Annotated in this window: 17 protein-coding genes; 13 read left to right on the forward strand and 4 right to left on the reverse strand. The window is 68.9% G+C overall.

The window, feature by feature from the left end; genetic code table 11:
* Positions 1-10 precede the first annotated feature (10 nt).
* Entirely contained in the window at positions 11-874 is an 864-nt protein-coding gene (locus tag VAR608DRAFT_RS08305) for a putative selenate ABC transporter substrate-binding protein (RefSeq protein WP_088953632.1), read from the reverse strand.
* 41 nt (positions 875-915) lie between these two features.
* Positions 916-2,139 (reverse strand): selenoneine synthase SenA, encoded by a 1,224-nt coding sequence (gene senA / locus VAR608DRAFT_RS08310; protein ID WP_231973360.1) that lies wholly within the window; start codon positions 2,137-2,139, stop codon positions 916-918.
* Here senA and senB point away from each other — a divergent pair.
* Entirely contained in the window at positions 2,138-3,097 is a 960-nt protein-coding gene (senB, locus tag VAR608DRAFT_RS08315) for a selenoneine biosynthesis selenosugar synthase SenB (protein ID WP_088953633.1), read from the forward strand. The genes senA and senB overlap by 2 nt on opposite strands.
* A 37-nt stretch (positions 3,098-3,134) precedes the next feature.
* Positions 3,135-4,217: a selenide, water dikinase SelD gene (gene selD, locus VAR608DRAFT_RS08320; protein WP_088953634.1), complete on the forward strand. Its 1,083-nt coding sequence runs from the start codon at positions 3,135-3,137 to the stop codon at positions 4,215-4,217.
* A gap of 43 nt (positions 4,218-4,260) precedes the next feature.
* On the opposite strand, the gene VAR608DRAFT_RS08325 is transcribed toward selD, so the two are convergent.
* A complete protein-coding gene (locus VAR608DRAFT_RS08325; protein WP_088953635.1) occupies positions 4,261-4,764 on the reverse strand; it encodes an Lrp/AsnC family transcriptional regulator in 504 nt (167 codons plus the stop codon).
* Between the two features lie 91 nt (positions 4,765-4,855).
* Between VAR608DRAFT_RS08325 and VAR608DRAFT_RS08330 the strand changes: the two genes are divergently transcribed.
* From VAR608DRAFT_RS08330 to VAR608DRAFT_RS08370, 9 genes are all read left to right on the forward strand, one after another.
* Entirely contained in the window at positions 4,856-8,449 is a 3,594-nt protein-coding gene (locus VAR608DRAFT_RS08330; RefSeq protein ID WP_088953636.1) for an indolepyruvate ferredoxin oxidoreductase family protein, read from the forward strand.
* Between the two features lie 195 nt (positions 8,450-8,644).
* Positions 8,645-10,237, forward strand: a complete 1,593-nt coding sequence (nadB, locus tag VAR608DRAFT_RS08335; protein WP_088953637.1) for an L-aspartate oxidase — start codon at positions 8,645-8,647, stop codon at positions 10,235-10,237.
* Between the two features lie 31 nt (positions 10,238-10,268).
* Positions 10,269-10,670 carry an aspartate 1-decarboxylase gene (panD, locus tag VAR608DRAFT_RS08340; RefSeq protein WP_088953638.1) on the forward strand — a complete coding sequence of 134 codons (402 nt, stop codon included), beginning with the start codon at positions 10,269-10,271 and terminating at the stop codon, positions 10,668-10,670.
* Positions 10,671-10,678: 8 nt separating this feature from the next.
* Positions 10,679-11,542: a 3-methyl-2-oxobutanoate hydroxymethyltransferase gene (gene panB / locus VAR608DRAFT_RS08345; RefSeq protein WP_088953639.1), complete on the forward strand. Its 864-nt coding sequence runs from the start codon at positions 10,679-10,681 to the stop codon at positions 11,540-11,542.
* A 10-nt stretch (positions 11,543-11,552) separates the two neighbouring features.
* Complete coding sequence (gene panC, locus VAR608DRAFT_RS08350; protein WP_088953640.1) at positions 11,553-12,380, forward strand: pantoate--beta-alanine ligase; 828 nt, start codon at positions 11,553-11,555, stop codon at positions 12,378-12,380.
* A gap of 29 nt (positions 12,381-12,409) precedes the next feature.
* Positions 12,410-13,291 carry a carboxylating nicotinate-nucleotide diphosphorylase gene (nadC, locus tag VAR608DRAFT_RS08355; RefSeq protein WP_088953641.1) on the forward strand — a complete coding sequence of 294 codons (882 nt, stop codon included), beginning with the start codon at positions 12,410-12,412 and terminating at the stop codon, positions 13,289-13,291.
* Positions 13,288-14,394, forward strand: coding sequence for a quinolinate synthase NadA (nadA, locus tag VAR608DRAFT_RS08360; RefSeq protein WP_088953642.1), 1,107 nt, complete (start codon positions 13,288-13,290; stop codon positions 14,392-14,394). The genes nadC and nadA overlap by 4 nt, the downstream gene beginning before the upstream one ends.
* A 38-nt stretch (positions 14,395-14,432) precedes the next feature.
* Positions 14,433-14,909 (forward strand): C40 family peptidase, encoded by a 477-nt coding sequence (locus tag VAR608DRAFT_RS08365; protein ID WP_088953643.1) that lies wholly within the window; start codon positions 14,433-14,435, stop codon positions 14,907-14,909.
* A gap of 4 nt (positions 14,910-14,913) precedes the next feature.
* Complete coding sequence (locus VAR608DRAFT_RS08370) at positions 14,914-15,405, forward strand: GNAT family N-acetyltransferase (RefSeq protein WP_088953644.1); 492 nt, start codon at positions 14,914-14,916, stop codon at positions 15,403-15,405.
* Between the two features lie 15 nt (positions 15,406-15,420).
* Here VAR608DRAFT_RS08370 and VAR608DRAFT_RS08375 read toward each other — a convergent pair whose 3' ends face one another.
* Positions 15,421-16,182: a GntR family transcriptional regulator gene (locus VAR608DRAFT_RS08375; protein WP_088953645.1), complete on the reverse strand. Its 762-nt coding sequence runs from the start codon at positions 16,180-16,182 to the stop codon at positions 15,421-15,423.
* Positions 16,183-16,354: 172 nt separating this feature from the next.
* On the opposite strand from VAR608DRAFT_RS08375, the gene VAR608DRAFT_RS08380 reads away from it, so the two are divergent.
* Together VAR608DRAFT_RS08380 and VAR608DRAFT_RS08385 are read left to right on the forward strand one after the other, a co-directional pair.
* Positions 16,355-16,567 carry a DUF3311 domain-containing protein gene (locus VAR608DRAFT_RS08380; protein WP_088953646.1) on the forward strand — a complete coding sequence of 71 codons (213 nt, stop codon included), beginning with the start codon at positions 16,355-16,357 and terminating at the stop codon, positions 16,565-16,567.
* Positions 16,564-18,039: a sodium:solute symporter family protein gene (locus VAR608DRAFT_RS08385; protein ID WP_088953647.1), complete on the forward strand. Its 1,476-nt coding sequence runs from the start codon at positions 16,564-16,566 to the stop codon at positions 18,037-18,039. Before VAR608DRAFT_RS08380 ends, VAR608DRAFT_RS08385 begins: the two co-directional genes overlap by 4 nt.
* Positions 18,040-18,046: the final 7 nt, after the last annotated feature.

Below are 18,046 nucleotides of genomic sequence, written 5' to 3' on the forward strand. Positions count from 1 at the left end.
CGGCCTCCGGCTACTTGATGAGCCCGGCCGAACGCGCCGCCGACTCGATGCCGTCGTAGTTCGATGACTGGGTCGGGATGAACTTCGAGGCCCGCTGCAAGGCCAGGATCTCCTTGTGCGCCGGGTTGGCCGGGTCGAGCTGGAGGAAGGCGTCCTTGATCTTCTTCTGCAGCGCCGGATCGAGCCCGGGCCGCACGGTCCAGTTGTAGTCGTAGTAGGGCGCCGTGGTCGCGAGCACGCGCACCTTGGTGGCGTTCGGGTTCTTGGCTTCGACCAGCTTGTCCCACACCGAGGCGTTGAGCGCGCCGGCCTCGGCCCGGCCCGCGGCGACGAAGGCCACGGTGGCGTCGTGTGCGCCCGAGTAGGCGACGGTCTTGAAGTCCTTGTCCGGATCGATGCCGGCCTCCAGCAGGAAGTGGCGCGGCATCAGGCTGCCCGAGGTCGACGAGGGCGCGCCGAACGCGAAGGTGACGCCCCTGAGGTCCTGCAGCGTCTTCGCCTTGCTGTCGATCGGCACGATGAACTTGCTGGTGAAGGCCTCGTCCTCGGCGCGCTGCACCAGCGGCACCGCACCGCCCTGCGTGCGCAGCCTGGCCTGCACGTAGGTGAAGCCGCCGAGCCAGGCGAGATCGATCTTGCCGGTGGCGAGGCCTTCGACCACGGCTGCGTAGTCGGTCACCGGGGTGAACTGAACCTCCATGCCGGTCTGCTGCTTCAGGTAGTCGCCCAGCGGCTTGAACTTGCGCTGCAGCTCGGTCGGCGCCTCGTCGGGAATGGCCGAGACGCGGAGCAGGCCCGTCTGCGCATGCAGCGGCAGCCCGGCGCCGAGGCCCAGCAGACAGAACAGTGTGATCGGGATGAGCCGTCGTTTCATGGTGTTTTCGGCGATGCCGGTCGGTGTGTGGGACTCGGAGTTTAAGAAAGCGCGGCCGTCCTGAAGCCCGCGAAGACATCGTGCCGGCCGGGCTGGAAGAAGTTGCGATAGCGCGCGTCGTGCAGCCGCGCATGGGTCGCGAAGGCGCCGCCGCGCAGCTCGCGGTGGTCGCCGAACCAGGGCGCCGAATAGTCGCGGTACGGGCCGGGCGCGAAGCCGGGGTAGGGCGCGAAGGGATCGGCGGTCCATTCCCAGACACTGCCGCCCCAGGCGAAGCCGGGCTGCGCCACTGCAGCTTGCTCCCACTCGGCGGCAGAGGGCAGGCGCCGGCCGGCCCAGCGCGCGTAGGCTTCGGCCTCCCAGGCGCTCAGGTGGATCGCGGGCTGTTGCGGATCGAGCGGCAGCCACTGGTCGTACCAGCGCGTTTCCCAGCCGCCGCCGGCCCGGCGCCAGCGCGCGGGATGGCTGCGCGGCTGCGCAGCGCGCCATGCGCCCGCTTCGCCGGGCCAGAGCGCCGGATCGTCATAGCCGCCCGCCTCGACGAAGCGCAGATAGCTTCCGGCGCGGACCGGCATGGCGTCGATCTCGTAGGCCGGCAGATCCATCGCGTGCGCATCGACCTCGTTGTCGAAGGCAAAGCCGGGCCGTCCCCTGGGCCAGCCGATATCCACCCGCGCTGCCCGGACCGCGATCGGCGGTGCCTCGGCGAGGCGCGGCAGCGCGAGCCCGACCGGCGCGGGATAGCCGAGCGTCGCCCGCAGCCATGCGAAGGCTTCGCAGTGCATGTCCTCGTGGAACAGCGCCAGCCGATGGAAGTAGAGCGATGCATCGCTGCCGTCCGCAGCGGCCAGCGCCGCAAGGCAGGCATCGAGCTGTGCATCGAGCCGCTCGTCGAGTTCGGCGCGCGTCGGCAGCGGTGCCGACCAGCGCGCGATGTGGGACAGGCGGGCCGAATCGAACACCGCATCGGGCCCCGCGATGGCAGCCGGACGATCGGCCTGCACATAGCCCTGCCCATCGACCGTGTGCGGCCCGCGCAGCACCCAGAACTCGCCGAACCACGCGAGATGGGCGAGCTCCCAGGCCGGGAGATTCACGCCGGCCTGCCGCGGCACCTGCCATTGCGCGTCGCTCAGGTCGAAGGTCCAGGCGCGCGTGCGGGCACGGGCTTCGCGCAGGGCCGCGGCCAGCGCGTCGCCGGCGAGCGTGCGCGGATCAGCGGCCATGGCCTTGCGGGCCGGATCGGCCTGACAGAATGACGCCATGGGCAATCCTCGCGTCCTCATCGTTTCGCCAGCACTGGCCGACGCCAACAACGGCAACTGGCGCACCGCCGCGCGCTGGGGCCGGTTCCTCGACGGCGTGGCCGATGTGCGGATCGCACGCAACTGGGAGGGCGAGGCGTGCGACGCCCTGATCGCGCTGCACGCACGCCGCTCGGCCGATTCGATCGCGCGGCTGCGCGCGGCGCGGGCGGACGGTCCGATCGGACTCGTCCTGACCGGGACCGACGTGTACCGGGATATCGACGTGGACAGATCTGCGCAACATTCGCTGCAGTGTGCCAGCCAACTGGTCGTGTTGCAGCCCGATGCGCTCGATCGCCTCGGGGCGGCCGAGCGTGCCAAGGCGCGCGTCATCGTCCAGTCGGCAACCGCATGGCGCCGTCGGCCCGTGGCGCGTGGCATCCAGCTCGTGGCGGTCGGCCATCTGCGCGAAGAGAAAGACCCGGCCACGCTCATGGCCGCCGCACGCCGCCTGCCCGCCGGCACGCCGATCCGCATCATCCACATCGGCGAAGCGCTGTCGGCCGAGCTCGGCGAAGCCGCGCGCCGGACCATGGCCGAGTGTCCGCACTACCGCTGGCTCGGCGGATTGCCGCAGGGCACCGCGCGCCGCTGGATCGCGCGCGCCCATGCGCTCGTGCACATGAGCCGCATGGAAGGCGGCGCGCAGGTGGTGATCGAGGCGGTGCGCTCGGGCGTGCCGGTGCTGGCCAGCCGCATCGGCGGCAATCTCGGCCTGCTCGGAGAGGACTACGCTGGCTGCTTTCCCGTCGGCGACGATGCGGCGCTCGCGGCGCTGATGCAGCGCTTCGCGGCCGAGCCCGACTTCGCCGCCCGGCTGTCGGCGCAGTGCGCGCTGCGGGAGCCGGGCTTTCGCCCCGAACACGAACGCAGGCTTGTGCGGCAACTGCTGCACGATCTGCTGGCGCCACCATAATGCCCCGCGCAAACGCCAGAAAGCAGAAGGTTCCTCCATGAACGACCAAAGCCCTTCCCCCTCGCCCCAAGTGGCCGATACGCCCGCGCTCCGGCTCACCAGCTTCTCCCATGGCGGCGGCTGCGGCTGCAAGATCGCGCCGGGCGTGCTCTCGGAAATCCTGCAGAAGAGCGGCAGCGGCCTGATCCCGCCCGAGCTGCTGGTCGGCATCGAGACCGCCGACGACGCCGCGGTCTACAAGCTCAACGACGAGCAGGCGCTGATCGCCACCACCGATTTCTTCATGCCGATCGTCGACGACCCCTTCGACTTCGGCCGCATCGCCGCGACCAACGCGATCAGCGACGTCTACGCCATGGGTGGCACGCCGATCATGGCGCTCGCGCTGGTCGCGATGCCGGTCAACCAGCTGCCGCTCGAAGTCATCGGCGAAGTGGTGCGCGGCGGCCAGGCGGTGTGCCGCGAGGCCGGCATCCCGATCGCGGGCGGCCACACGATCGATTCGGTCGAGCCGATCTACGGCCTCGTCGTGATGGGGCTGGTGCATCCCGAGCGCCTCAAGCGCAATGCGGACGCGAAGGCGGGCGACGTGCTGATCCTCGGCAAGCCGCTCGGCGTGGGCGTGCTGTCGGCGGCGCTCAAGAAGCAGAAGCTCGATGCCGACGGCTATGCCCAGCTCATCGCCAACACCACGCGCCTGAACAAGCCGGGCACCGCGCTGGCCGCACTCGAAGGCGTGCATGCGCTGACCGACGTGACCGGCTTCGGCCTCGCCGGCCACACGCTGGAGATGGCGCGCGGCGCGGGCCTGCGCGCGGTGATCGACTGGCCCCAGGTGCCGCTGCTGTCGAACGTCGCCGCGATGGCCGCCGAGGGCTTCGTGACCGGCGCGTCCGGCCGCAACTGGGCCGGCTACGGCGCCGAGGTGCAGCTCGATGCCGCGCTGCCGCCGGTCGCGCGCGACCTGCTGACCGACCCGCAGACCTCGGGCGGACTGCTGGTGAGCTGTGCGCCCGGGAGCGTGCAGGAGGTGCTGGCGCTGTTCCGCGCGCAGGGCTTCGAGGGCGCGCGCGTGATCGGCCGCATGGAGGAAGGGCAGGGCCTGCGCGTCGACGCCTAGCGCCGGGTGATCGGTCTGCAGCTCGCGCGCTGAGCCCGGATGCTCAGCCGCGCGAGCGCGACAGCGGCCCGAAATCCACCGGCAGGTTGCCCTCGGACTTCACTTCGCGCAGCACGATCGCCGAGCGCACATGCGTGACGCCGGCCTGCTCGAACAGCGTGGTGTGCAGGAATTTCTCGTAGTGCTTGATGTCCGGCACGTGCACCGTGAGGATGTAGTCGGCCGGGCCGGTGGCCGAGACGCAGCGCACGATCTCCGGGCTGGCCTCCACGGCTCTTTCGAAATCGCGCACCTTCGATTCGTTGTGCCGGTCCAGATTGACCTCGGTCACCGCCGCGAGGTTGAGGCCGACCTTCTCGCGGTCGATCACCACGGTGTAGCCGCGGATCACGCCGGCGGCTTCCATCTCCTTGATGCGGCGCCAGCAGGGCGTGGACGAAAGGCCGATCTTGTCGGCGATCTGTTGCACCGTCTGGCGGGCGTCGCGCTGCAGTTCGAGCAGGATCTGCATCGAATACTGGTCGAGAGGAATGGAATCGTCGTTCATGGCGTCATTGGAGAATGAAATTCTCGTATCGAGGGTCTGTGCGGGTGCAATTGAGAGAATATTCCTCCGCTGCGAGAAGAACAATCCCCGGATGAACTCGACAGCGAATCCCTCTGCGATCCAGCGCCCCGACTACCAGCTTTCCGACAGCCTCTGGGCGCGCTCGGGCGCGATCTACCTGACCGGCACGCAGGCGCTGGTGCGCGTGCTCCTGATGCAGCGCCAGCGCGATGCGGCCCGCGGCATCAACTCGCAGGGCTTCGTCAGTGGCTACCGCGGATCGCCGCTCGGCATGGTCGACCTGGCGATCTGGAAGGCCGGCCCGGGCTTCAAGGACGCGGGCATCCGCTTCGTGCCCGCGATCAACGAGGAACTGGCGGCCACGCAGGTGCTCGGCACGCAGCGCGTGGAATCCGACCCCGAGCGCACCGTCGACGGCGTGTTCGCGATGTGGTACGGCAAGGGCCCGGGCGTGGACCGCGCCGGCGATGCGCTCAAGCATGGCAACGCCTACGGCTCGTCGCCGCATGGCGGCGTGCTGGTGGTGGCGGGCGACGACCACGGCTGCGTGTCGTCTTCGATGCCGCACCAGAGCGACCACGCCCTTGCCGCGTGGAGCATCCCGATCGTGCAGCCGGCGAGCGTCGCCGAGTACCTGGAGTTCGGCCTCTACGGCTACGAGCTCTCGCGCTACTCCGGCGCGTGGGTCGGCATGGCGGCGCTGTCGGAAGTGGTCGAGAGCGCGGGCACCGTGGACCTCGACCTGATCGATTCGCGCATCGCCACCTGGGCCGATGCCGACACGGTGCGTGCCGTCACCGGGCATCGCGCGCCGGCCGATGGCCTGCACTACCGCTGGCCCGACCTGCCGTCGCTGCGCATCGAATCGCGGCTTGCGGACAAGCTCGAAGCCGTCGCCGCCTTCTCGCGCGTCAACAGCATCGACCGCCACGTGATCGAGAGTCCGCAGGCCAAGGTCGGCATCGTCACCTGCGGCAAGGCGCACTACGACCTGATGGAAGTGCTGCGCCGCCTCGAAGTCACGCCCGAGAGCCTGGCGCGCGTCGGTGTGCGGCTCTACAAGGTGGGGCTGAGCTTCCCGCTCGAGCCCACGCGCATGAAGGCCTTTGCCGAGGGGCTCCAGGAGATCCTGATCGTCGAAGAGAAGGGCGCGATCGTCGAGACCCAGTTGCGCGACATGTTCTACAACGCGCCGCCCGGCGCGCGGCCGGCGCTGGTCGGCAAGCACGACCGCGAGGGCAAGCCGCTGGTGTCGGCGCTCGGCGAGCTCCGGCCTTCGCGCCTCATCGAGCTGGTGGCGCACTGGCTGTCGGAGCATTTCCCGGGCAACGCCGAGCTCGGCGACCATTTCCAGCATGTGCGCGACTTCACCGTGCCCGAGCTGCTGAGCAACGACGGCGACAGCGTCAAGCGCCTGCCCTACTTCTGCGCCGGCTGCCCGCACAACACCAGCACCAGGGTGCCCGAAGGCTCGACCGCGCGCGCCGGCATCGGCTGCCACTTCATGGCCAACTGGATGGACCGCAGCACCGCCGGCCTGATCCAGATGGGCGGCGAGGGCGTGGACTGGGTCTCGCACTCGATGTTCACGCGCACGCCGCACGTCTTCCAGAACCTCGGCGACGGCACCTACTACCACTCGGGCTACCTCGCGATCCGGCAGGCGGTTGCGGCCAACGCGACGATCACCTACAAGATCCTCTTCAACGACGCGGTCGCGATGACCGGCGGGCAGCCGATCGATGGCGTGATCAGCGTCGACGCGATCGCGCGCCAGGTCGAGTCCGAAGGCGTGAAGCGGGTGGTGGTGGTCAGCGATGCGATCGGCAAGTACGACGCGATCAAATACCGCTTCCCGGCCGGCACCGAGTTCCACGACCGCGCGGAGCTCGATGCGGTGCAGCGGCGGCTGCGCGAGATCCCCGGCGTGACCGTGCTGATCTACGAACAGACCTGCGCGGCCGAGAAGCGCCGCCGCCGCAAGAAGGGCGAGCTGGTCGACCCGGCCAAGCGGCTCTTCATCAACGAGGCGGTGTGCGAGGGCTGCGGCGACTGCAGCGTGCAGAGCAACTGCGTCGCGGTGCTGCCGCACGAAACCGATCTGGGCCGCAAGCGCAAGATCGACCAGACGAGTTGCAACAAGGACTATTCCTGTGCCAAGGGCTTCTGCCCGAGCTTCGTCGGCGTCACCGGCGGCGCGTTGCGCAAGAAGAGCGGCGCACTGGCGTCGGGCCGCGATGCCTTCCTCCAGCACGTGGCCGCGCTGCCGCACCCGGCGGCGCACATCTGGGATGCGCCCTACGACCTGCTGGTCACCGGCGTCGGCGGCACCGGCGTCGTGACCGTCGGCGCGGTGATCGCGATGGCCGCGCACCTCGAAGGCAAGTCGGCCAGCGTGCTGGACTTCATGGGCTTCGCGCAGAAGGGCGGCGCGGTGCTGAGCTTCGTGCGGATCGCCGACACGCCCGCGCGGCTCAACCAGGTGCGCATCGACACGCAGCAGGCCGATGCGATCCTCGCCTGCGACTTCGTCGTCGGCGCGTCGGCCGATGCGCTGCAGACTGTGCGCCATGGCCGCACCCGCATCCTCGCGAACACGCACGAGATCCCGGTGGCCGAATCGCTGCGCAATCCGGATGCGGACCTCAAGGTCGAGCTGCTGCTCGAGAAGATGCGCTTCGTCGCCGGCCGCGAGCAGGTCGAGACCTTCGATGCGCAGACGATGGCGGAGGAATTCCTCGGCGACACGCTGGCCTCGAACATCCTGGCGACCGGCTATGCGTGGCAGCGCGGGCTGATCCCGCTCGGCCTGGAGGCGCTGACGCGCGCGATCGAGCTCAATGGCGTCGCGGTCAAGTCGAACCTCATGGCCTTCTCGCTCGGCCGGCTCGCCGCCGGTGCGCCGCAGGCGGTCGAAGGGCTGCGCGGCGCGAGCGCGAACGACGCCGCGGATGAATCGCTGGATGCGCTGATCGCGCGTGCGCGCACGCATCTCGCCGGCTACCAGAACTCAGCGTGGGCGGAGCGCTTCGAGACGCGCATTCGCGGCATCCAGCAGCGCGAGGCGGCGCTCGCCGGTGGCGATCGCAGCTTGCCGGTCACGCGCAATGCCGCGCGCGGCCTGCTAAAGCTCATGAGCTACAAGGACGAGTACGAAGTCGCGCGCCTCTACAGCGACGGCAGCTTCCGCGAGAAGCTCGCGGAGCAGTTCGAAGGCGAGGTCAAGCTCGAGTTCTACATGGCGCCGCCGCTCGTCTCGCGCCCGAAGAACGGACAGGCGCCCGCCAAGATCCGTCTCGGCGCATGGATGCTGCCGGCGATGAAGTGGCTCGCCCATGGCAAGCGCCTGCGCGGCACGGCCTTCGATGTGTTCGGCCATACCGAGGAACGCCGGCTGGAGCGTTCGCTCATCGGCCAGTTCGAAGCGCGGCTCGACGAGCTGATGGCCGAGCTGTCGGCCGGCAACCAGAGGCTCGCGGCGCAGATCGCGGCGGTGCCGATGACGATCCGCGGCTACGGTCACGTGAAGCTTGCCAACCTCGCGCTGGCGCGCGGCCGCGAGGCGGAGCTGATGCATCGCTACTCGCCGGGCCGCTATCCGAGGCCCGCGGCGGAAGCGAAGGCCGGACAGATCCGCGGCATCGCGGTCGTCGCGACGCACTAATCTCTCGGATTTCAGCAAGGACCCGCTCGGCATTCAGTATGCGGAGCGGGTCGCGCCGCGTCTCAAAGTGACGCGCCGCCGTTTTTTCGGTTACGCTGCGCCGCCACAATTCCCGGTTTTGCCTTTTGTTTCGGCCGCCCTCGTGCGTGGAGCTGGCGCGATCCATCCAGATTCATCGTTTCCGTTCGTTCCCCGATGGCTCACACCCCTTCGAATGCCTTCGACGTGCTCGTCGTCGGCAGCGGCCTGGCCGGCCTGACCGCGGCCCTCCATCTCGCGCCCACGCACCGCGTCGCGGTGCTGACCAAGCGGAGCGTTTCCGATGGCGCGAGCCAGTGGGCGCAAGGCGGCATCGCGGCGGTGCTCGATGCGAAGGACAGCATCGACCGGCACATCGACGACACGCTGGTCGCCGGCGCCGGCCTGTGCGACCTGCCGGCCACGCGGCTGGTGGTCGAAGGTTCGCCCTCCTGCATCGCCTGGCTGCGCGAACTCGGCGTGCCCTTCACGCTCGAAGACGGCGAGCTGCACCTGACGCGCGAAGGCGGCCACAGCCATCGCCGCATCGTGCATGCGGCGGACGCGACCGGCGCGGCGGTTCAGCGCACGCTGATCGAGGTCGCGCGGCGCGAGCCCAACATCCGCTTCTTCGAGCATCACACGCTGGTCGACCTCATTCCCGCGCGCAGCATCGGTCATGGCGCGCCGGCCTGCGCGGGGCTCTATGCACTCGACGAGGCGAGCGGCGAGGTGGTGGCTTTCAGCGCGCCCGAGGTCATCCTCGCCACCGGTGGTGCAGGTCGTGTCTACCTGCACACCACGAACCCGGAGACCGCGACCGGCGACGGCATCGCCGCCGCATGGCGTGCGGGCTGCCGGGTGTCGAACATGGAGTTCATCCAGTTCCATCCGACCTCGCTCTTTCATCCCGAGGCGAACTCCTTCCTCATCAGCGAAGCGGTGCGCGGCGAGGGCGGCGTCCTCAAGCTTCCTGCATCGGCCGGCGGCCAGCGCTTCATGCCGGCGCACGACGAGCGGGCCGAACTCGCGCCGCGCGACGTGGTGGCGCGGGCCATCGATGCGGAGATGAAGAAGCACGGGCTGGCCTGCGTGCACCTCGACATCTCGCACCAGGGCGCGGAGTTCCTGCAGCATCACTTCCCGAACATCCTCGCGCGCTGCGCGCAGCACGGCATCGACATCACGCGCGAACCGATTCCGGTGGTGCCCGCGGCGCACTACACCTGCGGCGGCGTCGCGACCGACCTGCAGGGGCGCACCGACATCGCCGGCCTCTACGCCATCGGCGAGACTGCCTGCACGGGCCTGCACGGCGCCAACCGCCTGGCGAGCAACTCGCTGGTCGAGTGCATGGTGTTCGCGCGCGCCGCAGCCGAATGCATCGCGGAGCATCCCAATGGCGCGGCGGCCGATCCCCTGCCATGGAAGGCGGCTTCGGCCAACGCCGCCGATGCCGCCGCGATCGCGGACAAGCTGGGCGAGCTGCGCCACCTGATGTGGAACCTCGTCGGCATCGTGCGCTCGGGCGACCAGCTCCAGCAGGCCGCGAGCCGCATCGCTACGCTGCAACGCGATGTGGACGCGCTCTACGCCAACTCGAAGATCACGCGCGATCTGCTCGAGCTGCGCAACCTCGTGCAGGTCGCAGAGCTCATCGTGCAGTCGGCGCAAGGCCGCCACGAGAGCCGGGGACTGCACTTTCGCATCGACCATCCCTCGCTGGCGCCGAACGCGCAGCCGTCCCTTCTCGCGCCGGCGAGCGCCTGACACCGTTTTCGACTTCAAGGAGCGACCTCCCATGTTCCGAACCCTGCTCAAGTCCAAGATCCATCGCGCCTCGGTGACCGATTGCGAGCTGCACTACGAAGGATCGTGCGCCATCGACGAGGACCTGCTCGATGCCGCGGGCCTCGCCGACAACGAACAGATCCACATCTGGAACGTGAACAACGGCGAGCGCTTCGTCACCTACGCGATCCGCGCCGAGCGCGGCTCGGGGATCATCTCGGTCAACGGCTCGGCCGCGCGGCGCGCGTGCGTGGGTGACCTGCTGATCGTCGCGGCCTTCGGCCTCGTCGCCGAAGTGCAGGTCGCGGCCCACAAGCCGAAGCTGGTCTTCGTCGATGCTGCGAACCGCATCAAGGAAGTGCATTCGCAGGTCCCGGTGCAGACCGCCGAGACCGAGGCGCTCCCGGCCTGAGCGCCATCATGTCGTCCTCCGAAACCACCGCGCCCTACGGTGCGGGCGTGCCTGCGCCGCGCAAGGCCGTGACGCTGTCGCGCATCGCGGACATGCATGCGCGCGGCGAGAAGATCGCGATGCTCACGGCCTACGACGCAACCTTCGCGGCGGTTGCCGATGCGGCGGGCGTCGACTGCCTCCTGGTCGGCGATTCGCTCGGGATGGTCTGCCAGGGCCTGGACAGCACGGTCGCCGTGTCGATGGAGGCGATGCGCCATCACACCGAAAGCGTTGCGCGCGGCCTCAGGCGCGTGCAGGGCACGGCGTGGCTGATTGCCGACCTGCCCTTCGGCAGCTACCAGGAATCGCGCGAGCAGGCCCTGCGCAGCGCGATCACGCTGATGCAGGCCGGTGCGCAGATGGTGAAGCTCGAAGGCGGCGGCTGGACCATCGACACGGTGCGCTTCATGGTGGAGCGCGGCGTGCCGGTGTGCGCGCACCTCGGCCTCACGCCGCAGACAGTGCATGCGCTGGGCGGCTACAAGGTGCAGGGCAGGGACGATTCATCCGCCGCGCGGCTGCTCGAAGATGCACGCGCGCTGCAGGATGCCGGCGCGGCCATGCTGGTGCTCGAGATGGTGCCCGCAGCACTGGCGACCGCGATCACCGCCGAGCTCGCGCGCTGTGCGACGATCGGCATCGGTGCCGGCCGCGGCACCGTGGGTCAGGTGCTGGTGATGCACGACATGCTGGGCATCCACTTCGGCAAGCCGCCGCGGTTCGTGCGCAATTTCATGGCCGGCTCAAGCGGCATCGAGGGCGCCCTGCGGGCCTATGTGCAAGCGGTCAAGGGCGGCACCTTCCCGGACGACAGCCTCCACGCCTGGTAGAGACACCATCATGCAAATCGCAAGAACCATCCCCGAACTGCGCAAATGCCTGGGCGGCCAGCGTCGCGCGGCCTTCGTGCCGACCATGGGCAACCTGCACGACGGCCACCTGTCGCTCGTCGAGAAGGCCCGGACGCTCGGCGATCTGAGCGTGGCGAGCATCTTCGTCAACCGGCTCCAGTTCCTGCCGCACGAGGACTTCGATACCTATCCCCGCACCTGGGAGAGCGACTGCGAGAAGCTGCGCGCCGCGGGCTGCGACGTGCTCTTCGCGCCCGACGAGAAGGCGCTCTATCCCGAGCCGCAGACCTGCAAGGTGCAACCCGACCCGGCCCTGGCGGACATCCTCGAAGGCCATTTCCGCCCGGGCTTCTTCACCGGCGTCTGCACGGTGGTGATGAAGCTCTTCGCCTGCGTGCAGCCGCAGTTCGCCGTGTTCGGCAAGAAGGACTACCAGCAGCTCATGGTGATCCGCCACATGGTGCGGCAGTTCGCGCTGCCGATCGACGTGGTCGGGGTCGAGACGCATCGCGCCGAGGATGGGCTCGCGCTGTCGACGCGCAACGGCTATCTCGGCAAGGACGAGCGCGTCGAGGCACGCCAGTTGTCGCAAACGCTGCGCTCGGCCGCGCAGGCCGTGCGCGACGGCGAACGCGATTTCGCCGCCATCGAGGCGCGCGCCGTGGTGGCGCTGTCGGCGCGCGGCTGGAAGCCCGACTACGTGGCGCTGCGCCGGCAAAGCGATCTGCAAGCGCCCGTCGCCGGCGATCCGCTGGTGGTGTTGGCCGCGGCGCGACTCGGGAATACGCGACTCATCGACAATCTGGAGATTGACTGAGCCGCTCGCGGCCGCCCTCAACCCCCAAAATGACCATCAGTTTTGATTTCTCACCGGCCAGCGTGGCCGAACTGGCCAGCGCCGATGCGCGCCGGGCCCTCCTCGAAGATGTAGGCCCTGGCGACCTGACCGCCACCCTGGTGCCCGAGGGCAAGCGCGCCGAGGCCCGCGTGATCACGCGCGAGAACGCCGTGTTGTGCGGCGCCCCCTGGGTCGAGGCCGTGATCCGGCAAATCGATCCGCAGACGCGCATCACCTGGCATCGCGCGGAAGGCCAGCACTGCGAACCCGGCCAGACCGTGCTCACCCTCGAAGGCGACGCCCGCTCCCTGCTGACTGCCGAGCGCACCGCACTCAACTTCCTGCAGCTGCTCAGCGCCGTGGCCACACGCACCGCGCAGTACGTACTGGCAGTGCAAGGCACGCGCGCCCGCATCGTCGACACGCGCAAGACGCTGCCGGGGCTTCGCCTGGCGCAGAAGTACGCGGTGGGCTTGGGCGGGGGCACCAACCACCGTATCGGCCTGTACGACGCCATCCTCATCAAGGAGAACCACATTGCCGCGGCCGGCGGCGTGGCGGCTGCGCTGAAGGCAGCGGCCCAGGCCGCGCCGGGCGCGAAGTTCATCCAGATCGAGGTCGAGACCCTGGAGCAGCTGGACGAAGCCCTGCGCCACGGTGCCCGCATGGTGCTGCTCGACAACATGGATCTGCCCACGCTGCGCGAGGCGGTCCGCCGCAACGAGGCCGCGGGCGATGCGCGCGCCGTGCTCGAGATTTCCGGCGGCGTCACGCTCGATAGCCTGCGCGCGCTGGCGGAGACCGGCGTGGATCGCATCTCGGTCGGCGCGCTCACCAAGGACGTGAAGGCCATCGATTTCTCGATGCGCTTCGCGCAGGAGCAGGCATGAGCGCCGTCTTCGAGGTCGAGTTCGAGCAGCCCAAAGGCGAAGCATGCGATACGCGCCATGCCTGGGCGCGCGTGCCGGCCGAGCCGTCGCAAGCGGAGCGTGGGGTGCTCAAGGACCGCATCCGGCGCCTCTTGGCGCAACGCAACGCCGTCATGGTGTCGCACTACTACGTGCACCCGGACCTGCAGGACCTGGCCGAGGAGACCGGCGGCCTGGTGGGCGATTCGCTCGAGATGGCGCGCTTCGGCCGCGACCACCCGGCGCGCACGCTGGTGGTGTCCGGCGTGCGCTTCATGGGCGAGACGGCCAAGATCCTGTCGCCCGACAAGCGCGTTCTGATGCCCGACCTGGGCGCGGACTGCTCGCTCGACCTGGGCTGCCCGGCGGGCGAGTTCAGCGCCTTCTGCGATGCGCATCCCGACCGCACGGTGCTGGTCTACGCCAACACCAGCGCGGCCGTGAAGGCACGTGCCGACTGGGTGGTGACTTCGAGCTGCGCCCTGGACGTGGTGAGCGCGCTCAAGGCCGAGGGCCACAAGATCCTGTGGGCGCCCGACCGCCATCTGGGCGACTACATCCGGCGCGAGACCGGCGCCGACATGATCAGCTGGCAGGGCGCCTGCATCGTGCACGACGAGTTCAGGGCGCTGGAGCTCGCGCTGCTGAAGGAGCAGCACCCCGATGCCAAGGTGCTGGTGCATCCCGAATCGCCGGCCGACGTGATCGCATTGGCCGACGCGGTGGGCTCCACCTCCGCCATCCTGCAGGCGGCGCAGCGCATGGATGCGCGCACCTTCATCGTGGCCACCGACAACGGCATGCTGCACAAGCTGCGCACGCTCAACCCCGGCAAGACCTTCATCGAGGCGCCGACGGCCGGCAATGGCGCCACTTGCAAGAGCTGCGCGCATTGCCCCTGGATGGCGATGAACGGCCTGGCCAACCTGGCCGATGCGCTGGAGACCGGTGCCGGCGAGATCCATGTGGAGCCGCAGCTGGGTCTGCGCGCCCGCGTGCCGATCGACCGCATGCTGGCCTTCACCGCAGCGCTGAAGAAGGGTCAGCCGACGGGAGCCCTCGTCGCCGGCATCGGCGCGGCCTGATCGCAACACGCACGGCTGGCGCGGCTACCATCGCGCCCATGCCGAACCTGCGTTGCGTGATCATCCTCAGTGCCTGTCTCGTGCTGGCCGCCTGCGCCGGTTCGCCGACCTCCACGATGCGCAGCGCCCGGCCGCCGATCCTTTCCGACGAGCAGTCGCGCGACGCGGCGATCCATGCGATGGGGCTGGTCGGCACGCCCTACCGGTACGGCGGCAACACGACCGCCGGTGGCTTCGACTGCAGCGGTTTGATCGCCTACGTCTACCGCGAAAGCGCGGGCCTGGCGACGCCGCGCACCGTGGCGCAGCTCGCCGGTTTCGGCGATACGGTCCCGCGCGACGAACTGCGCAGCGGCGACCTCGTGGTCTTCGGCGGTGCGCGGCCCACGCATGCCGGCATCTACGTCGGCGAGAACCGCTTCGTGCATGCGCCGTCCACCGGCGGCGAGGTGCGGCTCGACCGCCTCGATGGACCCTACTGGTCGCGGCAAAAGCTGGACGTGCGGCGGCCCTGAAGCCATGACCCCGCCCACCTTCCGATCCGCGACTGCGCCGGACACCGCACGCTGCTACGAGATCGAAATCTCGTCCTATGAAGGCGACGAGGCCGCGACGCGAGAGAAGATCGCCACCCGCATCGCGCAGTACCCCGAAGGCTTCCTCGTCATGGAGCTGGACGGAGAAATCATCGGCTTCATCAACGGCGGATGCGCCCACGAGGTCGTGCTGGCCGACGAATCGTTCAAGGAACTGGTCGGCCACGATCCGCAGGCGCCCAACGTGGTGATCATGTCGGTCGTCATCGACCGGGCGCATCAGGGCAAGGGCTACGCGAGCGGGATGATGCGAAGCTTCGTGGAACGCATGCGGGGGATGGGCAAGAAGACGATCCACCTCATGTGCAAGGACCGGCATGTCGCGCTTTACGAGCGGCTCGGCTACCGCTACGTCAGGCCATCCGCTTCCGACCACGGCGGCATGGCGTGGCACGAGATGGTGATGGATCTGTGACCGGCTGATGCCGCTTCAGCGGCGCGCGCCGGCAAAGAGGTCCGCCAGATCGACCTCCCGCTCGGTGCCCGCGCCGGCAATGACGCGCTCTTCCAGCTCGTCGAGATGTTCCATCGCGATGTCGAGCGCGCGCGTGAGCGACGGACCCATCAGCGCCTCGATGATCTCCTCGTGTTCCTTCGGCGCGCAGCTTGCGGCTTCCACGCTGTCGAACAGCGCCTTGTAGAGCTCGGTGTTCGACACCAGCCGCTCGATATAGGACTGCAGCTCCTCGCTGCCCGCCATCTGGGCGAGCAGCAGATGGAATTCGCCTGCGAGGCGGAACGCATCCTCGCGCCGCCCTTCCTTGAATGCCTTCTGCTCGGCTTGCACATGCCTGCGCAGCTGCGAGACCTGCTCGCGCGTGAGCGTTCCGAACAGCGTGGTGATCAGCCCGGCCTCGACGATGCGGCGCGCGCGGTAGGTGTTGCGCATGTCCTCGACCGAAGGGTTCGGCACGAAGGCGCCGCGGTTGTATTCGAGCACCAGCCGCTTTTCCGCGCCGAGCCGCGCGAGCACCTTGCGGATCGCGCCGCGCGTGCACCCGAGCGCCTCGGCCAGCGTGCGCTCGCGCAGCGGCGTGCCGGGACGCAGCTTGCCGGAGAGCAGCGCCTTGGAGACCGCTTCGTAGACGCGCTCGTCGACATCGACGTCGCTGTCCGGCGTGGCGGTGGCCCCTTTGGCCCGGCGGGTTTTCGCGGAAGTGGTGTCAGGGCTGGCGAGCGCGGTTTTCGGCATGGAGAAACGGAAAGCAAGAAGCGCCGCACATGTTAGTGGCAGAGCCCCTGGGTGCGGGTTTCCACGGGTGGAGCGCGTTCGCGGTGCTTCTCTACAATCTGGTTTGGTTAACCAAATAGATATTGTTTAGTTGACCATAAATAGTAACCAAACACAGATCGCGAGGCTCCGAGTGAAATCCGTCAAGTGGCTGGCAGCATTGCCGGTGATCGCCTTTTTCAGCGGCGGATGGCTTTCCGCCCACGCGCCGACCTTCGTGCTCGGCATGCCTTTCCTCATGGTGTGGAACGTGAGCTGGCTGGTCCTGACCTCGCTGGTCATGCTGGTGATCGACCGGGCCGAGGGCGACCTCGACGCCCGCGATGCCTCGGGAGACGCACGATGAGCGCCGCGCTGGTGGTGATCGCGCTCTTCGTGGTGGGTGCGCTGGCGCTCGCGGTGCTCGCGCGGCGCGGCCGCAAGATGAGCCTGGAGCAATGGGCGATCGGCGGCCGCGGGCTCGGCACGCTGATGGTCTTCCTCTTGATGGCGGGCGAGGCCTTCTCGACCTTCACCTTCCTCGGCGCGAGCGGCTGGTCCTACGGCAAGGGCGTGCCGGCCTTCTACATCCTGGCCTACGGCGGCCTCGCGCACCTGATGGCCTTCTGGATGCTGCCGGCCATCTGGCGCTACGCGTCGGCGCACAAGCTGGTGTCGTTCTCGGACTTCTTCGCGAGCAAGTACCAAAGCCGCGGGCTCGGCGTGCTGGTATCGATCGTCGCGCTGATGGGCATGGTGGCGCTGCTCACCATCCAGCTGCGCGGGCTCGGCATCATCGTCTCGGAAGCGTCGTACGGCGCCATCGCGCCGCAGGTGTCGATCTGGATCGGCGTGGTCGTGATGGTCAGCTACATCCTCGTGTCGGGCATCCACGGCTCGGCCAGCATCGCGATCGTGAAGGACATCCTGATCCTCGCGATCGCGATCTTCCTCGGCGTGTACCTGCCGTGGCACTACTACGGCGGCGTGACGCCGATGTTCGAGGCGATCCACGCCGCGAAGCCGAGCTTCTTCGAGTTTCCCAAGGAAGGCCTGAACCTGAGCTGGTACAACTCGACCATCCTGCTCACGGCGCTGGGCTACTACCTGTACCCCTTCAACATGACCTCGGTCTACGCGGCCAGGAGCGCGGGCGCGGTGCGCCGCAACACGATGATGATGCCGCTCTACCAGATCGTCATCGCCTTCCTCTTCATGGTGGGTTTCGCGGCCATCCTCAAGGTGCCGGGGCTGCAGGGTTCGGAAGTGGATCTCGCGCTCTTCGGCCTCGCCAAGGCGAGCTTCGATCCGTGGTTCGTCGGCGTGATCGGCGGTACCGGCGTGCTCACTGCGCTCGTGCCCGGCGCGATGATTTTGCTCACCGCCTCGACCGTGATCGGCAAGAACATCTACAAGGAAGGCTTCGCGCCGCAGGCCAACGACCGGCAGGTCGCGCTGGTCGCGCGCATCGCGCTGCCGCTCTTCGCGCTGATCGCGGTGTTCTTCGTGCTGCGCGGCGGCACCACCATCGTGGCGATCGCGATCTTCGCCTCCAGCCTGCTCACGCAACTGCTGCCCTCGCTGATCTTCAGCCTGCTGCCGCGGCCCTTCGGCACACGGCAGGCCGCCTTCGCCGGCATCCTGGCGGGCGGGGCGGTGCTGGCGTTCACCACGCTGTCGGGCATGGGGTTGCCGCAGCTGCTGCCGAACGCGCCGGTGGTGATCAAGTCGATCAATATCGGTCTCGTGGCGCTGGCGACCAATGCGCTGGTGTTCACCGCGGTCACGCTGCTCGGCCGGCGCGCCACGGCGCGCGGCGTGGCGGGTGTGCCGGCCTGAGTGTTCC

This window comes from Variovorax sp. HW608 (assembly GCF_900090195.1).
GTDB lineage: Bacteria > Pseudomonadota > Gammaproteobacteria > Burkholderiales > Burkholderiaceae_C > Variovorax.

Coding starts and splice junctions, on each gene's coding strand:
- VAR608DRAFT_RS08305 (WP_088953632.1), bottom strand. CDS start 874: ATGAAACGACGGCTCATCCCGATCACACTGTTCTGTCTGCTGGGCCTC.
- senB (WP_088953633.1), top strand. CDS start 2,138: ATGGGCAATCCTCGCGTCCTCATCGTTTCGCCAGCACTGGCCGACGCC.
- senA (WP_231973360.1), bottom strand. CDS start 2,139: ATGGCGTCATTCTGTCAGGCCGATCCGGCCCGCAAGGCCATGGCCGCT.
- selD (WP_088953634.1), top strand. CDS start 3,135: ATGAACGACCAAAGCCCTTCCCCCTCGCCCCAAGTGGCCGATACGCCC.
- VAR608DRAFT_RS08325 (WP_088953635.1), bottom strand. CDS start 4,764: ATGAACGACGATTCCATTCCTCTCGACCAGTATTCGATGCAGATCCTG.
- VAR608DRAFT_RS08330 (WP_088953636.1), top strand. CDS start 4,856: ATGAACTCGACAGCGAATCCCTCTGCGATCCAGCGCCCCGACTACCAG.
- nadB (WP_088953637.1), top strand. CDS start 8,645: ATGGCTCACACCCCTTCGAATGCCTTCGACGTGCTCGTCGTCGGCAGC.
- panD (WP_088953638.1), top strand. CDS start 10,269: ATGTTCCGAACCCTGCTCAAGTCCAAGATCCATCGCGCCTCGGTGACC.
- panB (WP_088953639.1), top strand. CDS start 10,679: ATGTCGTCCTCCGAAACCACCGCGCCCTACGGTGCGGGCGTGCCTGCG.
- panC (WP_088953640.1), top strand. CDS start 11,553: ATGCAAATCGCAAGAACCATCCCCGAACTGCGCAAATGCCTGGGCGGC.
- nadC (WP_088953641.1), top strand. CDS start 12,410: ATGACCATCAGTTTTGATTTCTCACCGGCCAGCGTGGCCGAACTGGCC.
- nadA (WP_088953642.1), top strand. CDS start 13,288: ATGAGCGCCGTCTTCGAGGTCGAGTTCGAGCAGCCCAAAGGCGAAGCA.
- VAR608DRAFT_RS08365 (WP_088953643.1), top strand. CDS start 14,433: ATGCCGAACCTGCGTTGCGTGATCATCCTCAGTGCCTGTCTCGTGCTG.
- VAR608DRAFT_RS08370 (WP_088953644.1), top strand. CDS start 14,914: ATGACCCCGCCCACCTTCCGATCCGCGACTGCGCCGGACACCGCACGC.
- VAR608DRAFT_RS08375 (WP_088953645.1), bottom strand. CDS start 16,182: ATGCCGAAAACCGCGCTCGCCAGCCCTGACACCACTTCCGCGAAAACC.
- VAR608DRAFT_RS08385 (WP_088953647.1), top strand. CDS start 16,564: ATGAGCGCCGCGCTGGTGGTGATCGCGCTCTTCGTGGTGGGTGCGCTG.